This is a genomic window from Clostridium tarantellae (genome assembly GCF_009295725.1).
Lineage (GTDB): Bacteria > Bacillota > Clostridia > Clostridiales > Clostridiaceae > Sarcina > Sarcina tarantellae.
In genome coordinates, this window is sequence record NZ_WHJC01000036.1 from 1 (window position 1) to 19,517 (window position 19,517).

Consider the following 19,517-nt stretch of genomic DNA (forward strand, 5'->3'; position numbering starts at 1 on the left):
ATTATAAGACTATAATAGATAAAGATTATTTTTCTATAAAAATTTTAGATAAAAACAACAATGAAAAAGCTTATGTTAAATTAATAGGAGGAGATTTTGGAACTTCTGATAAATTGAATGTTTTAAAGGATTTAAGTTATGAATATGGAGATATTTTAATTTTATATCATAGAGAAAAAGGAAGATTAACAATTGATGGTGAAATAATAAATGCAAAAGAAGACTATACAGATGGAGTTAATGATGAAGAAAATTTATATAATACAATATTTGAAATAACAGAAAATGGATTAAAAGCTTTATATAATGAAGCTCCAGTAATAAAAGGAGCAGATAATATAAAAGTAAGAAAAGGAAGTAATTTTGATTTGAAACAAGGAATCACTGCAACGGATGATTTAGAGGGAACTGTTAATGATAAGTTAATTATAAATGGAAGTTTAGATACATCTAAACTTGGAGATTATACAATTAATTATGAGGTAACAGATATTTTAGGAAGAAGAACAATAGTTGAAAGAGTTATTACAGTAGTAGAAATACCTAAATTAGAATTAAATACTTTTGAGTTTGCTGGTGAAGAATATATATTTACTGGATGGACTGAAAATATTATAAAAACAGATCTAAAATTTAAGTTAGGATTTGATGATATTAATCATAAAATTAAAATATATGGTCATGTATCTGCACTTATGAATACTAAATCTCCTTATAAAGAAAATAAATATTTTGAAGTGAAGCTATTAGATAAAAATGGTGCTGAAAAAATATCACAAGATTTTAAAGGTGAGGATAGTCCATATTCTCCTAATAAAATAAGTAATTTATATGATATTCCTTATGAATATGGAGATATTTTGAAAATATATCATGCTGAACCAAAAAAGTTAAGAGTCATTGGAAATATAATAGATGGTAAAGAAGATTATTCAGATGGAATAAATAATATAAATAATATTAATGATATAGAAAATATAGGTTTTGAGATTACAGAAAACGGTTTGAAATATATATATAATAATAAGCCGGAAATAAATGGCGTAAGAGATATAACTATTAGACAAGGAGAAAATTTTAATAAGCTTGAAGGTATTTCAGCAATAGATGATAGGGATGGCAATATTACAAGTAAAATTAATATAACTGGAGAGGTAGATACAAATAATATAGGAGAATATACGCTAAATTATAGGGTAGAAGATAGTTGGGGAAGACAATCTAGGGCTATTGCACATATAAAAGTTATATCTAAACCAGATTTAGAAAAAAATTATATGAATTTTAAAGGTCAAGTGGTTCGAGGTATAGGTGATGGTAAATTTAAAATTGGTTTTGATGATATAAAGAAAGAGCTTAATATTTATGATGCTATAGATAATACTTTTCATGAATATTTTTCAAATAGAACATATAGCACTATTAAAATATTGGATCAATATAGAAAAGAAAAAAAATCTATAAGTTTTATTGGAACTGATTATGTAAATTCAAGCAAACTACAGGAATTAAATGGATATAATTATGAATATGGAGATAGAATTAAAATATTTCATGCTGAACCAGATAAATTAGATATTAATGGAGAAGTAATTGATTCAAGAATGGATTACTCACAAAGGCAGTGGTTTGATGTAAATGCTGTAGAGTTTGAAATAACTGAAAATGGATTGAAAGCTATATATAATGAAGTACCTATTATAACAGGAGTAGAAAATACAACAATAAAAATTGGGGAGGTTTTTGATAGTTTAGAAGGAGTTATAGTAAGAGATGATCATGATAAAAATCTAATACCAACTGTTACAGGAAATGTAGATATTAATAAATTAGGTGATTACGAATTAACTTATGTTGTTAAAGATAGCTGGAGTGCAGAAAAAACTGTTAAAAGAATTATTACTGTTAGAAGCAATAATAACCCAATAATAATGGGAGTTGATAAAGTAATAATAAATATAGGGCAACCATTTAATGTTATGGAGGGTGTAACAGCAAGTGATATTGAAGATAATGATTTAACAAATTTAATTAAAATAAAAGGTGCTGTAAATACTAATTTAATAGGTACGTATAATTTAATTTATACAGTAATAGATAGTGATGGAAATAAAGTAAATTCTACAAGAACTGTAGTTGTTAAAAGTAATGATAAACCTGTACTAATAGGAACTAAAAATATTACAATAAAAGAAGGAGATACTTTTGATCCACTTTTTGAAGTAGAAGCAAGAGATACAGAAAGTGGGGATTTAACTGAATCAATAAAGATAAAAGGAACTGTAAATACAAAGGTTAAAGGAACTTATGATTTATTTTATTCTGTAGCAGATGAAGATGGAAATGAAGTTGTAGCTACTAGAAGAGTAATAGTTAGAAGTAATAATAAGCCAATTATTTCAGGAGTTGAAAATTCTATTATAAAAATAGGTGATAAATTTGATAAATTAGTAGGAGTAACAGCTAGTGATGCTGAGGATAATGATTTAACAAACAAAATATTAGTTGATGGTGATTTAAATATTTTTAAACCAGGTGTGTATGAATTAAAATATACTGTAGTAGATAGCGATGGAAATAGAATAAGTAAAAGAAGAATAATTGCAGTTAAGACTAATGATAAGCCGGTAATTCAAGGCATGAATAATATAACCATAAAAGTTGGAGATGACTTTGAACCAAGGGTAGATGTAAGAGCTAATGATACTGAAGATGGAGAGTTAACAGAAAATATAAAAATAAATAATAAAGTAGATACTTCTAAGGTTGGAGAATATGAAGTAATTTATAGTGTAACTGATTCTGATGGAAATAATACAATTGGAAAAAGATTAATTGCTGTTAGAAGTAATGAAAAACCAACTATAGAAGGGGTTGAAAAAGTAACTTTAAAGGTTGGAGATAGTTTTAATGCTATGGAAGGAGTTTTTGCAACAGATGTAGAGGATAAAGATTTAACTGAATTTATTAAAATTATAGGAGATGTAGATACTAGCGTAGAAGGAACAAATACTTTAATTTATAGTGTAACTGATAGTGATAAAAATGAAACTATTATTAAAAGAAATATAACTGTAAAAAGTAATAACAAACCAACTATATTAGGGTTAGAAGATATTACTATAAAGCTAGGAGATGATTTTGATAAGGTAGCTAATGTAATTGCCTATGATGAAGAGGATGGAGAGATAACTCATTCCATTCAGATTGAAGGTAATGTTGATATTAATAATATAGGAACTTATAACTTAGTATATAAAATTATTGATAGTGATGGAAATGAAGTATCAAAAAATAGAACCATAACTGTAAGAAGCAATGCTAAACCAGAAATAAAAGGAGTAGATGGAATTGTTATAAAAGTAGGAGATAATTTTCATCCAATGAATGGAGTAACTGCAATAGATAATGAGGATGGAGATTTAACATCAAATATAAATGTTATTGGTAATGTTAATGTTAATGTTATTGGTATATATGAATTAAATTATTCTGTAATAGATAATGATAAAAATACAAAAGTAGTAAAAAGAATTGTAAGAGTTAGAAGTAATGAAAAGCCAATTATAACAGGAGTAGAAGATATTGAAATAAAATTAGGTGACTCCTTTAATCCTTTACATAAAGTTGAAGTACATGATTTTGAAGATGGAAATTTAATAGATAGTATAAATGTTGAAAATAAAGTTAATATTTTTCAAATAGGTGAATATGAAGTAATTTATTCAGTAAAGGATTTAGATAGAAATATAACTACTACTTCAAGAAAAGTAAAGGTGAGAAGTAATGATAAACCAATAATAAATGGAGTTAATAGATTAACAATAAAAATTGGAGATACTTTTAATTCTATGGATGGAGTAACTGCAACAGATACTGAAGATGGAGATATATCAAATTTTATAAATGTTGATAATAAAGTGGATACTTCTAAAGTAGGAGTTTATGATGTTAATTATTCAGTAACTGACAAAGATGGCAATAAAACTATAGTAAAAAGAAAGGTAACGGTTAAGAGTAATGATAAACCCCAATTTATAGGTATTAACAATATAACAATAAAAGTTGGAGAAATTTTTGATAGTTTATTTGGAATAGTTGCACATGATACTGAAGATGGAGATATATCAAATTTAATAAATGTTAAAGGAAATATTGATAATTCACAAGTAGGAATATATGATTTAATTTATTCTATAACTGATAGTGATGGTAATGAAACAGTTGCTACTAGAAGAGTAAATGTAAGAAGTAATAATAAACCAGTAATATTAGGAGCAGATGACATTATTATAAAAAGTGGAGATAGTTTTGATAAACTTTTAGGAGTAACAGCTACAGATATAGAAAATGGTGATTTAACAAGTTCAATAATGGTTAAAGGAGATATGAATACTAATGTTCCAGGAGTATATAATTTAATTTATTCAGTAATTGATAATGACAATAATAAATCAAAGGTATCTAGACAAGTAATAGTTAGAACTAATGAAAAACCAAAACTAAATGGTGTTGAAAATACTATTATAAAAATAGGAGATACATTTGATCCTATGTATGGCATAAATGCAGTGGATTTAGAAGATAATGATATAACAGCAAATATAGTAATTCATGGAACCGTAGATGTTAACACTATAGGAATATATGATTTAGTATATTCAATAAAAGATAGTGATAATAATGAAACTATTTTAAATAGAAAAGTAACTGTTAGAAGTAACAATAAACCAGTAATAACAGGTGCTGATAATATTAGCATAAAAGTCAATGATAGCTTTAACCCTTTAAATGGTGTAAAAGCAATAGATACTGAGGATAATGATTTAACTTCATCAATAAAAGTTAATGGAAATGTGGATATAAATACAGATGGAAAGTATGTAATAACTTATTCTGTAATTGATACAGATGGTAATAAAACAACTGTAAATAGAAGCATAACAGTTAGAACTAATAATAAACCTAAATTTTTAGGCATTAAAGATAGTACAATAAAATTAGGAGATAAATTTGATAAGTTTATAGGAATAGAAGCTATAGATGATGAAGATGGAGAGATAAATCATTTAATAAATGTAGATGGTGATGTAGATACAATTGCTACAGGAATATATAACTTGATTTATTCTGTAACAGATAGTGATGGTAATTTAATTACAGCTAATAGAATAATTACAGTTAGAACTAATGATAAACCTATAATATCAGGTGTGGATAATAAATTAGTGAAAGTTGGAGATATATTTGATGAAAGAGAAGATGTAATTGCTACTGATACTGAGGATGGATTATTAACTAATTTAATAAATATAAATGGAGATGTGGATACAAGCAGAGTAGGAAAATATGTTTTAGATTATTTAGTGGATGATAAAGATGGAAATAGAACTGTTAAAACTAGAGTAATAACAGTTAGAAGTAATGATACACCAATAATTACAGGTGCTGAAGATATAACAATAAAAGTAGGAGATATTTTTGATGATATTGAAGGTATTATAGTTAAAGATACTGAAGATGGGGATATAACAGATCTTTTAAATATAGAAGGTGATGTGGATACTTCTAAAGTTGGAAATTTTACTTTAGTTTATTCATTAATAGATTCAGATGGAAATGAATTGAAAAAGACTAGAGTAATAACAGTTAGAAGTAATGAAAAGCCAATAATATCTGGAGCTGATAAGTTAACTTTAAAAGTTGGGGATGCTTTTGATAAAATGCAAGGAGTATTTGCTAGAGATGATGAAGATGGAGATATTACTAATAAAATAACTGTTGAAGGTGATATAGATACTAGTAAAATATCGGCTTATAGCTTATTTTATTCAGTAATTGATAATGATGGAAATAAAGTAAGATTAAAAAGAAGAATAAAAGTTAGAAGTAATACTAAACCTAAAATAGATATAGATGATGTAACCATAAAATTAGGAGATACTTTAGATTATAAAGTTGGGTTAGTAGCTACAGATGCAGAAGATGGTGATTTAACAGAAATAGTAAAAATTACAGGTGATATTGATAACACTAAAATAGGAGTTTATGATTTAATATACTCTGTAGAAGATATAGATGGAAATATTACAAGTATTACAAGAAAAGTAACTGTTAGAACAAATGATATCCCAGTATTAGAAGGAGTTAATGATATAACCTTAAAATTAGGAGATAATTTTGATTCTAAGTTAGGTATTGTTGTTAAAGATACAGAGGATGGAGATCTAATAAATTCATTAATTATTAAAGGAACTGTGGATACAAGTAATGCTGGAAAATATATTTTGGAATATATTGCAATAGATAGTGATGGAAATTTGGTAAATAAAACTAGAGAAGTTTCTGTGAGAACTAACGAAAATCCAGTAATAAATGGTGCTATAAATACAAAAATAAAAGTTGGAGATTTTTTTAATAAATTAAAAGGTATTAGTGCTATTGATAAAGAGGATGGAGATTTAACAAATTTAATAAAAATTTCAGGAGATTTAAATACAAAAAAGGCTGGAATTTATGAATTAACTTATTCAGTTAAAGATAATGATGAAAATGAAAGTGTTGTAAAAAGACAAATAAGAGTTAGATCAAATGAACAACCAATAATAGATGGTGTAGAAGATATAACTATAAAGGTTGGAGAGATTTTCAATATTAAACAAGGTGTAACAGTCAATGATAAAGAAGATGGAGATTTAACATCAGCAATCATTATTGAAGGAAGTGTTAATACAAGTAAAGCTGGAGAATATAAAGTATATTATTCTGTAACAGATAATGATAATAATTCAACTTTTGTAACAAGAACTATAATAGTTAGAACTGATACAAAGCCAGAAATAAATGGTGTAAAAGATATTACTATAAAATTAGGCGATGTGTTTTATGGAATGGCAGGAGTTACAGCTACAGATGAAGAGGATGGTTCATTAACTAATTTAATTAAAATTGAAGGAAATGTTAATAGTAATGTTTTAGGAGAATATGATTTAAAATATTCAGTTGAAGATAGGGACGGTAATACAACTATTTTACCTAGAAAAGTAACAGTAAGAAGTAATAATAAACCAGAAATATTAGGTTTAAATAATATTACATTAAAAATAGGAGATAGTTTTAATCCTTTAGAAGGAATAATAGCAAAAGATAGTGAAGATTTAGATTTAACTGATAAAATAATTGTTGAAGGAAATGTGGATACTTCTATTGCAGACGTATACAGATTAAACTATTCAGTAGCGGATAGCGATGGAAATAAAATAATTCTTAAAAGGATAGTTGAAGTAAAAACAAATGAAAAACCTAGATTACTAAATATAGAAGATGCAATTATAAAAGCAGGCGAAACTTTTGAACTTATAGCTGGAGAAATTGCATTGGATAATGAAGATGGAGATATAAGTGATAAAATAAAATGTATAGGAACAATTGATACAAATAAGGTTGGTACATATGAATTAATATATACAGTAGAAGATAGTGATGGGAATAAAACTTTCGTAAAAAGAATTGTAACAGTTAGAAGTAATGAGAGACCAATAATAAATGGTGTTGAAGATATGATTATAAAAGTGGGCGATACATTTAATCCAATGAATGGAGTAATGGCAACAGATGCTGAAGATGGAATTATAAATAATTTACTTAATATAGAAGGCAATGTAAATACTAATATTGAAGGAATTTATCAATTAAAATATTCAGTAATAGATAGTGATGGAAATAAAACTGTTATAGATAGAGAAGTAAGGGTTAGAAGCAATGAAAAGCCTGTAATAATAGGTGCTGATAATATGACTATTAAATTAGGATATGCTTTTGATAAATTTATTTCAATAATTGCCATAGATAAAGAGGATGGTGATTTAACAAGTTTAGTATCTGTAACAGGAGATTTAGATGTAAATAAAATAGGCTCATATAATTTAACTTATTCAGTAACTGATGATGATGGAAATATAACTAATATAAATAGAGTGATAACAGTTAGAAGTAATGAAAAACCAGTAATAATAGGCGCTAAAAATACTACTATAAAACTGGGAGACAATTTTGATGCTAATAATGGTGTAATAGTAACTGATAATGAAGATAAAGATTTAACAGATTCATTAACTATTACAGGAAGTGTAGATACATCAAGATTAGGCACCTATAATTTAACTTATACAGTTATAGATAGTGATGATAATATTGTTAAAGTTACAAGAACAGTAACAGTTAGAAGTAATGATAAACCAGTTATTAGTGGAATTTTAGATAAAACTATAAAAATAGGAGATAATTTTAATCCAATACTAGGAGTATTAGTTAAAGATACTGAAGATGGTGAAATAACCAATAGAATAGCTATTAATGGAATTGTGGATAATAATAATGTGGGAGAATATGAGTTAACTTATTCAGTAATTGATGATGATGGAAATAAAGTAAGTAAAGCTAGAAAGATAATAGTTAGAAGTAATGATAAACCAGTAATAACAGGTACAGATAATATTCTTTTAAAGGTTGGAGATAATTTTAATCCAATGGAAGGTATAAAAGCTTATGATACTGAAGATAAAGATATAACTAATTTAATACAAGTAAAAGGAAATGTTGACGTTAATAAGTCAGGAATTTATCAATTAAAATATTCAGTAATAGATAGTGATGGAAATAAAACTATTATAAATCGACAAGTAAGGATTAGAAGTAATGAAAAACCTGTACTAATAGGTATTAAAGATGAAATTATAAAGATAGGATATCCATTTGATGAAAGAGCTGGAGTAATAGCTAATGATAAAGAAGATGGAGAATTGCTTAATAATATTAATATTAAAGGAAAGGTTGATATTAATACTTTAGGAGAATATGAACTAGTATATTCAGTAACTGATAATGATGGAAATTTAACTGAAGCTATTAGAAAAGTTAAAGTTAGAAGTAATGAAGCACCTAAAATTTTAGGAATAAAAAATACAGTTATTAAGGTTAAAGAAAATATTGATTTAATGCAAGGTATAACAGCTATAGATACAGAAGATGGGGAATTAACAAATTCAGTTGAAATAGCTGAAATATTAAATAATAATATTCCGGGAATTTATGAAGTTTTTTACTCAGTAACAGATAGAGATGAAAATACAACTAGAATAAAAAGATTAATAAAAGTAGAGAGTAATGATATTCCCTTAATATTAGGAGCAGAAAACATTACAATAAAAGCTGGAGAAAATTTTAATCCTATGGATGGAGTAAGAGTTATAGATACAGAGGATGGAAATTTAACAGATAAAACTTATTTTGAAGGAAATTTTGATGTTAATAAAGTTGGAGATTATGAATTAAAATATTATTCCATAGATAGTGATGGAAATAAAGTAGAAATTAATAGAAAAATAACTGTTAGAAGTAATGAAAAACCAGTAATATTGAATGTTATTGATAAAAAAATAAAAGTTAATGAAGAATTTGATCCTAAAGAAGGTATAGTTGTAAGTGATTTAGAAGATGCGGATATAGAGATACAAAATAATCTTAAAATTAAAGGAAATTTAGATGCTAAAACTTCAGGTATTTATAAGTTAACTTATTCTGTTACAGATAGTGATGGAAATGAAACTTCTGCAGATAGAGAAATCACTGTGGAAACTAATGATAAGCCTATAATAACAGGCAATAAAGATATAACAATAAAAATAGGAGATAGGTTTGATTATTTTACAGATATTGTTGTTTTAGATACTGAAGATGGTGATTTAAGTTCAAAAGTTGAAGTAGAAGGTAGTGTAAATACAAATAAAGAAGGAGTATATAAATTATATTATGGAGCAATTGATTCAGATGGAAATAAAACTACTGTGCCTAGAGTAATAACTGTTAGAAGTAATGAAAAACCAGCAATATTAGGAGCAAATAATATTACATTAAAATTAGGAGATATATTTAATCCATTAGAAGGTGTAATAGTTAAAGATAAAGAAGATGGAGATATTACAAGTAAAATAAATATTTTAGGGAATGTTGATATAAATAACATAGGAATATATAGTTTAACTTATTCTGTTATAGATAATGATGGGAATAAAACAGAATTAAAAAGATCAGTAAGAGTTAGAAGTAATGAAAAGCCTATTATAACAGGTATTAGTCATAGCACTATAGCAGTTGGTAAGCCATTTGACATTATGGCTGGTATAGAGGCAGAAGATACAGAAGATGGAGAGTTAACAGAATTAATAAAAGTTATAGGTGAAGTAGACACAAATGTTGTAGGAGAATATGAATTAAAATATTCTATAAGGGATTATGATGAAAATGAAACTATTGCAAAAAGAATAGTTACTGTAAGAAGTAATGAAAAACCAGAAATTATAGGTGCTGATATAATTGTTTTAAAAGTAGGAGATAATTTTGATGCTAGAAAAAATATTGTAGCTACTGATAAAGAAGATGGAGATTTAACTAGCTTAATAAAAATATCTGGTGATGTAGATACCAATAAGATGGGGACTTATGATTTAATTTATACTATAAAAGATAATGATGGAAATGTTGATACTGTAAAAAGAAGAGTAAGAGTAAGAAGCAATGAAAAGCCAAAATTTGTTAGAGGTATAGAGGACATTACTATAAAAGCAGGAGATAATTTTTATCCGTTAATATATGTAAAAGCAATGGATAGAGAGGATGGAGATTTATCAAAATCAGTAAAAGTAAAGGGAGAAGTAAATACAAACGCTATAGGTACATATGAATTAATTTATTCAGTAGTAGATTATGACGGAAATGAAACTATTGCAAAAAGAATAGTTACTGTAAGAAGTAATGAAAAACCAACATTAATAGGAGTAGATAAGTTAGTACTAAAAGTAGGAGAGGTTTTTAATCCTATGTTAAATATTATAGCTACTGATAAAGAAGATGGAGATATAACTAATTTAGTAAAGGTGGAGGGAGAAATTAACAATTTAATACCAGATGAATATAAATTAGTTTACTCAGTAGCTGATAGTGATGGTAATATGGTTAATATACCTAGAGTTATAAAGGTTAAAAGTAATACAAAACCAACATTTAAAGGGTTGGATGATATCACTATAAAAGTAGGAGATACTTTTGATATTTTATCAGGAGTAATAGCTAAAGATGAAGAAGATGGAGATTTAACAGAATCAATAGAAGTTATTGGAAAAATAAATGCTAATATTGTGGGAGAGTATGAATTAACTTATTTAGTAAAAGATGATGATAATAATGAAATTATAGCTAAAAGAATAGTTAATGTAAGAAGTAATGAAGCTCCAATAATTAATGGAGTGGATGATATTACTATAAAAGTAGGAGATACTTTTGATTCTATGTTAAATATAGAAGTATTGGATGTAGAAGATGGAAATTTAACTAATAAATTAGATGTTTTGGGAAAAGTAGATACAAATAATGTTGGACTATATAAAATAATGTATTCTGTAGTAGACTCAGATGAAAATAAAACTATTGTAAAAAGAAAAGTTAGAGTGAGAAGTAATGAAAAGCCAGAAATAAGAGGACTTGATAATAAAGTTATAAAAATAGGTGAAAATTTAGATCTAAGATTAGGAGTAGAAGCAATAGATATAGAAGATGGAAATTTAACTGAACTAATAAGCATAACAGGAGTAGTAGACAATAAAATTCAAGGAAAATATCCTTTAATTTATTCTATTAAAGATAGTGATGGTAATATAACTTCATTAACTAGAACTATAACAGTAAAATCATTAGATGCGCCTATAATTCTAGGAATTGAAGATACTTCTATAAAGTTAGGTGAAATTTTTGATTTAATGGCTGGAGTTACAGCAAAAACTGTAGATGGTTATGATATAAGTGAAAATATTGAAATAATAGGATTTGTAGATACTACTAAAACAGGAACATATAAAGTAATTTATTTAGTATCAGATGGTAAGGGAAATAAAATAATTTTAACTAGAAATGTAATAGTAGAAAATCCAGAAGAACCTATAATAGGAGGTCTTGAAGATATTATAGTAAATAAAAATTATGATTTTGATCCTAAAGCTGGAATAGAAATAACTAATTTAAAAGAAGATCAAATCATAACTTCAATAGAAGTAATAGGCACTGTAGATACCAATATTGAAGGCGATTATAATTTATTATATATTTTTACAGACAATTATGGAAAGAAATTTTCGGAAAGAAGAATTATAACCGTTACATCTGCAACTGCTTTAATTTTAAGTGGAGTAGATGATGTCACATTAAGAGTAGGAGATAATTTTGACTCTAGATTTGGAGTAATATTAAATAATTATAAAGGTGAAGATTTAACAGAAACATTGCAAGTTAAAGGTACAGTAAATACTAATATTCCAGGAATATATAGATTAGTATATTCTGCTTTAGATAAAGAGGGAATTTTAAGGTCGGCTAATAGAGATATAAAAATTGTTGATAAGGATACTCCTATAATTCATGGAATAAATGATTTGATTTTAAATTTTGGAGATGAATTTGATCCATTATTAGGTATTACTGCAATGGATATTATTTCTAATGATTTAAATGAAAATATAAAGGTTGTAGGAAAAGTAGATACTAATATTCCAGGAGTTTATAATTTAGTATATTCAGTAACTAATAGATTAGGAAAAACAACAACAGTTACTAGAACTATAAAGGTTAAAAATCAAAATGGTAATTTAATTAAGGGAGTAGAAAATATCATATTAAGAGAAGGCGATATTTTTGATCCTATGGCGGGAGTAAGTATAAATTATAAGACTGAAGAAGAAGTTACTAAATTAATTAAAGTAATAGGTAATGTTGATACAAATAAAACTGGTAAATATAAATTGATTTATTCATTAACAGATAAAAATGGAGTTAAAGCCGTAGTCGCTAGATCTATATTAGTTAAAAATGATAAAGAATCTTTAATACAAGGAATAGATGATATAGAAGTAAATCTTGGAGAAGAGTTTGATCCAAAGCTAGGTGTTATAGCAAAAGATAAGAATAATAATGATTTAACAAATTTAGTTAAGGTAGAAGGAAAAGTAGATTTTACTAAAGTGGGAAAATATAAATTGATATATTCTTTAATTGATAAGGAAGGAGTTAAAACACAAATAATAAGAAATGTGAATGTTTCAGATATTAATACACCAAAGTTAATAGGAGCAGAAGATATATTAATAAAGAATTTAGAAGAATTTAATCCTATGGAAGGAATAATTGCAAGAAATAATAAAGGAGTAGATTTAACAGATAAAATAAAAATTAAAGGTATGGTAGATAATAAAAATGGAAGTTATAATTTGCAATACTCTATAATTGATGAAGATGGAAATAAATTAGAGCAAAATAGAGTTATAACTGTAGAAAGAGATGAAGCAGTTAATTTAAATGAAAAAATAGATGAAGAAAAAGAACATATTTTATATGATGAAAATGGGAAAGCTAATGTGCAAGAATTAGTTCCTTATGATAAGAAACCGAAACCTTTAAATATAATAGGTTTAATATTAATGGCTATAGGTACATTTATTCGTAGAAAAAAAGAATAAATTAAAGAACCAAGTAAATTATAAAATATTTTGCTTGGTTCTTTTTGTTGAAAATATTGGAATGTAAAAAATATTATAAATTTAAAATATTTAAAGAATAATAAAGATAGAAAGATATTAAAATTTTATTGTTGTTATTAAATAAATAATTGATTTATATATGAATGAAAAATTAAAAAGTAAACTTATACCCATAAACACCAATACAATTAATTGGGAGGAAAAAAGATGAAGAAAAAAAAATTAATAGCTTTAGTTATAAGTGCAATTTTAGGTATAAATCAAAATATAGCAATTGTATTAGCAGAAGAAAAAGAAGAAAAAAAATTAAAGAATAATATTATACATGTAAATGGATTGGCACAATATTCTAATTCAAATAAATTTGATATAACTTTTGATGAAGGAAATAAAGAGTTTAGAGTAATAAATCAAAGAGATATAGTTATTCAACCATATTTTAAAGAAAATAAATATTTTCAAATTCAAATTTTTAATAAATTAGGAATTGAAAAGTTAAATGTTAATATTGTGGGAGTTGATAAAGGTAATTCTGATAAATTAAATATTTTAAATGGATTTAAATATGAATATGGAGATATTATAAAACTTTGGTATGCAGAACCTGGAAGGGATAGTATAGATGGAAATATAATAGAAGCAAAAGAAGATTATTCAGATAAAATACAAAATAGAGATTATATAGATAATGTGGTATTTGAAATAACAGAAAATGGTTTGAAATCAATTTATAATGAGGAACCTAAAATAATAGGGGTAGAAAATTTAAAAATAAGAGTAAACTCTTCATTTAATAAATTAGAAGGAGTTTTAGTAACAGATGATCATGATGGTGACATTACAAATAAGTTAGTTATTACAGGTGAAGTTAATACAGAAATAGCAGGAAATTATCCAATAGAATATAAAGTTATGGATAAATGGGGAAGAGAAACGAAAATTACTAGAATGATAACTGTGGCTGAACCTAGTAAATTAGAAAATAATGTAATACATATAGATAATTTAGGTGAAGAAGATATAAAAGATATTTTTAAAATAGGATTTGATGATTTTAAAAAGGAATTTAAGTTATATGATGAAAAAGATGATTTTATTAATATTTCTAATAAAAATGAAAAAAGTTTTTATATAAAAATAATAGATAGAAATAGAACAGAAAAATTATTAATTAACTTAAATGGAATAGATAAAGGAACATCAGAGAAATTAAAATTGTTAAGAGGATTTAAATATGAATATGGAGATGTAATACAATTATGGAGTAGTAATAGTAATAAGCAAAGAATAGAAGGAGAGATTATAGAAGGTAGAGAAAATTATTTAGATGGAATACAAGGAGTAGAAGGATTTAATAAAATAGAAAATGTAGAATTCGAAATAACAGAAGATGGATTAAAAGCTAAATATAATAGTAGTCCTCAACTAAAAGGATTAGATGATATCAATATAAAAGTAGGAGATTTATTTGATAAAATGAAAGGTGTTACAGCTTTAGACTTAGAAGATGGGGATATTTCAAAAAAAATTGCTGTGGCAGGTACTGTTAACAATACTATTGAAGGAGAAAATATATTAGAGTATTCAGTTATAGATAGTTTAGGAAATAAGGCTTTAGCGAAAAGGAAAGTTATAGTTTCTCAAAGAAAAGCTTTAGAAAAAAATATAATTTGTACAGAGGGAATTGGCAGAGTTAGACATAGAGAAAAATTTAAAATAGGATTTAATGAAGATAAAAAACAAATTAAAGTATATGATCAATCTTGGTCTCATTTACATAATTATTATGTTAAAAAAGATTATTTTAAAGTATCAATATTAGATAAAAATTTAAAAGAAAAATTAACTATTACTTTAGATGGTTTATCAAGAGGAACTTCAGCTAAATTAAATCCTTTAAAAGAATTTAATTATGATTATGGAGACATTATAAAATTATGGCATGCAGAACCAAGCAAACAGCTAATTTTAGGAAATATTATTAACGCCAAAGAAGATTATTCTCATGGAATTAGAGGTGTTGCAGGATTTAAAAATATTAATGATGTAGCATTTGAAATAACAGAAAGTGGATTGAAAGCAATTTATAACACACCACCTGAAATAAAAGGGGCTGAAGATATTGAAATAAAAATTGGGGATAAATTTGATGTAAATGAAGGTATTGCTGCTGTTGATGATAGAGATGGTGATATTACAAATAAATTAGTTATAAGTGGTGATGTAGACATAAATAATACAGGTGTTTATACAGTGGATTATTCAGTAATGAATAGTTGGGGTAAGGAAACTGTAATTAAAAGAAGAATTATAATTAGACAAAATAAAAAACCAATTTTATCAGGATTAGATAATTTAGTTTTAAGAATCGGAGATGAGTTTAATCCACTTAAGGGAGTTGTTGCTAAGGATGAAGAGGAGGGCGATATAACTTCAAAAATACAGATTAGCGGACAGGTAAATACTAATGTAACAAGTAGATATAACTTAGTTTATTCTGTTACAGATAGTATAGGAAATACAACAATAGGAACTAGAACAGTAAGAGTTATACCTAGTAAAAGGCCTTCAATAATTGGAGCAGATAATGTAACTATAAAAACAGGAGAATATTTTAACCCTCTCAAAGGTGTAATAGCTAAAGATTGGGAAAATAAAGACTTAACGAATAAGATTAAGCTTACAGGAGAAGTAGTTGAAGAAATAAGTGGAAAATATAATTTGGTTTACTCTGTAGAAGATGAGGAAGGAAATCATATTATAGCTACAAGAACTGTAATTGTAAAAAGCAATGATAAACCACATATTATAGGAGTAGATAATATAATAATATCAACAGGAGATAATTTTGATCCAAGGGTAGGAGTGGTTGCTACAGATAAGGAAGATTTAGATTTAACTTCAAAAATAGAAATATCAGGTGAGGCAAATAGTGCTGTTCCAGGCATATATAATATAATTTATTCAGTTATAGATAAGGATGGAAATAAAACTACCGTTTTAAGGAACATAACAGTTAGAAGTAAAAATAAGCCTGTAATAGTAGGGGTAGATGATATTTCTATAAAAACAGGAGATAATTTTGATCCTTTATTAGGTGTAATGGCTCATGATGAAGAAGATGGAAATTTAAATAAATCTATAAATATAAGTGGGGTTGTTAATAATAAAATTGCTAATAATTATAATTTGGTTTATTCAGTTGTAGATAGTGATGGGAATCAATACTCTATAACAAGAAGAGTAATTGTAAGAACTAATGATAAACCTATAATAAATGGGACAGAAGATATTACTATAAAAACCAATGAAGACTTTAATACTATGTTAGGAATAATGGCTGTAGATAAAGAAGATGGAGATTTAACTAACAATATAACTATATCAGGTAATGTGAATACTAAAGTTAGTGGAGAGTATAATTTAATTTATACAGTTAAGGATACAGATGGAAATATTTCTGCTATAACAAGGAAAGTAACAGTTAGAAGCAATAAAAAGCCAATTATAACAGGAACATCAGATCTTAATATAAATATAAATGATTCATTTAATCCTATGACAGGTGTAATAGCTCATGATGAAGAAGATGGAGATTTAACTAGTAATTTAAAGATATCTGGATATGTGGATAATAAGGTCAATGGAAATTATAATTTAGTTTATTCTGTATCCGATAAAGATGGAAATAAATCCGTAGTAACAAGACGAGTAACTGTAAGAACACTTGGAAAACCAATAATTAGAGGTGTAGATGATATAACTATAAATGTTAATGATATTTTTGAACCAATGACAGGAATAGTTGCCACAGATGAAGAAGATGGAGATTTAACTAACAATATAAGTATATCTGGTTATGTAAACAATAAAGTTAGTGGAAAATATAATTTAATTTATTCTGTTAATGATAGTGATGGAAATAAATCTACTATTACAAGAAAAGTTGTAGTTAGAAGTAATAATAAACCAATAATAAAAGGAGTAGAAGATATCACTATTAAAGAAGGAGAAAATTTTGATTTAATGGAATCAGTAATAGCTACAGATGCAGAAGATGGAGATTTAACAGCAAATATAAAAACTACAGGAATTATTAATAATAAAGTTGCAGGTGTATATAATATAGTTTATTCAGTATCTGATAAAGATGGAAATAAATCAACAGTAACTAGAATAGTAACAGTAAGAATTAATGAAAAACCAATAATAAGAGGAGCTGAAAATATAACCATAAAAGTAGGAGATGAGTTTAATCCTTTATCAGGAATAGTAGCAATAGATAAAGAAAATGGAGATTTAACAAATTCAATAGTAGTAACAGGAAATATAAATAATAAAGTTAATGGAAATTATAATTTAGTTTATTCTGTATCCGATAAAGATGGAAATAAATCAATAGTAACTAGAGTGGTAACAGTAAGAACTAATAAAAAACCTATAATAAATGGTATAGAAGATATTTCAGTAATAAAAGGTGAAGTTTTTCATGAAAAAGATGGTGTTATTGCTATTGATGAAGAAGATGGAGATTTAACAGATAAAATTAGTATAGAAGGTCATGTAGATACTAATATAAATGGGTTATATAATTTAATTTATTCTGTAATAGATAATGATGGTAATAAATCTATAGTTAGAAGAGTGATAACTGTAAGAAACAATGAAAAACCAGTAATAAGGGGAGTAGAGGATGTAACTATAAATGAAGGGCAATCATTTGATGCTATGGAAGGTATAGTAGCTTTTGATAGGGAAGATGGAGATTTAAGTAAAGAAATAAAAATTGAAGCTCACGTAGATAATGAAATTAATGGAAGATACAATTTGATTTACTCAGTTATAGATAAAGATGGAAATAAATCAGTAGCTAATAGAATAATTACTGTAACAACTAATGAAAAGCCAACAATAAGAGGGGCAGAAAATATTACTATTAAAATAGGTTCCTCATTTGATCCTAAATTAGGTGTAATAGCTTTAGATAAAGAAAATAATAATTTAACTGATAGTTTGAAAATCATTGGAAATATTAACAATAATATTGCTGGAGAATATAATATTATTTATTCAGTTGTAGATAAAGAAGGAAATGAAACAATTATTACAAGAGTAGTAAAAGTAATCAGTAATGATAATGCAGTTATATTTGGAAATGAAAATATAAAAATAAAAATTGGAGAAAAATTTGATAAAAAACAAGGAGTAATAGCTGTTGATAAAAACAATGAAGATTTAGCAGAAAGTATAGAAGTAGAAGGTAGTGTTGATAGTGAAAATACTGGAATTTATAAATTGAATTATTTAGTTAAAGATAAAGACAATAAAATAACGAGAGAAGAAAGAGAAGTAACTGTTGTAAAAGAAGATTTTCCAATAATAGAAGGTGCAGAAAAAATTATAATTAAAAATTCAGAAGAATTTAATCCTATGGAAGGTATTATAGGTAAAGATAAAAAAGATGGAAATATAACTTCATTAATTAAAGTAGATGGAAAAGTAAATAATAAAGTTAATGGTAGATATAAATTAATTTATTCTATAGAAGATAAAGATGGCAATAAAACTATTGTACCTAGAGAAGTAATAGTTGGTGAAGATATAAATTTAATAGATGAAGTTGTAGGTGAAGAAGAAAAAATACATAAAGATACTTTATTAAAAAATAAAAATGCAAATAATGTTAAAGTGCCAATGAAAGCTTTAGTAGCATTAGGGGCTGTAATATCAGCAGCTGCAATTAGTATATTTAAAATAAAGAAAAAATAATAATTAAAAGTTTAAAGTAAAAAAAGTTCTGTATAATATTAATCCCTAATTATTCATGAAAAAATAAAAATCATAATAGATATGGCTTAAAATAATGCTTTTCTACAAAAAAAAATTCACCTATTAGGTGAAAAAGTATAGAAAAAAGGATTCAACCCTGTTATT

The 19,517-nt window shown here is 25.8% G+C and carries 2 protein-coding genes; both read left to right on the forward strand.

The features are described from left to right. Positions 1-14: 14 nt before the first annotated feature. Positions 15-13,562, forward strand: a complete 13,548-nt coding sequence (locus GBZ86_RS18165) for an immunoglobulin-like domain-containing protein (RefSeq protein WP_327444093.1) — start codon at positions 15-17, stop codon at positions 13,560-13,562. A gap of 228 nt (positions 13,563-13,790) precedes the next feature. Continuing rightward, positions 13,791-19,352: an immunoglobulin-like domain-containing protein gene (locus GBZ86_RS04680; RefSeq protein WP_152888224.1), complete on the forward strand. Its 5,562-nt coding sequence runs from the start codon at positions 13,791-13,793 to the stop codon at positions 19,350-19,352. The last annotated feature ends 165 nt before the right edge of the window (positions 19,353-19,517 follow it).

Bases quoted from the DNA above. Each gene is read 5' to 3' on its own strand.
- GBZ86_RS04680 (WP_152888224.1), top strand. From the start codon at position 13,791: ATGAAGAAAAAAAAATTAATAGCTTTAGTTATAAGTGCAATTTTAGGT.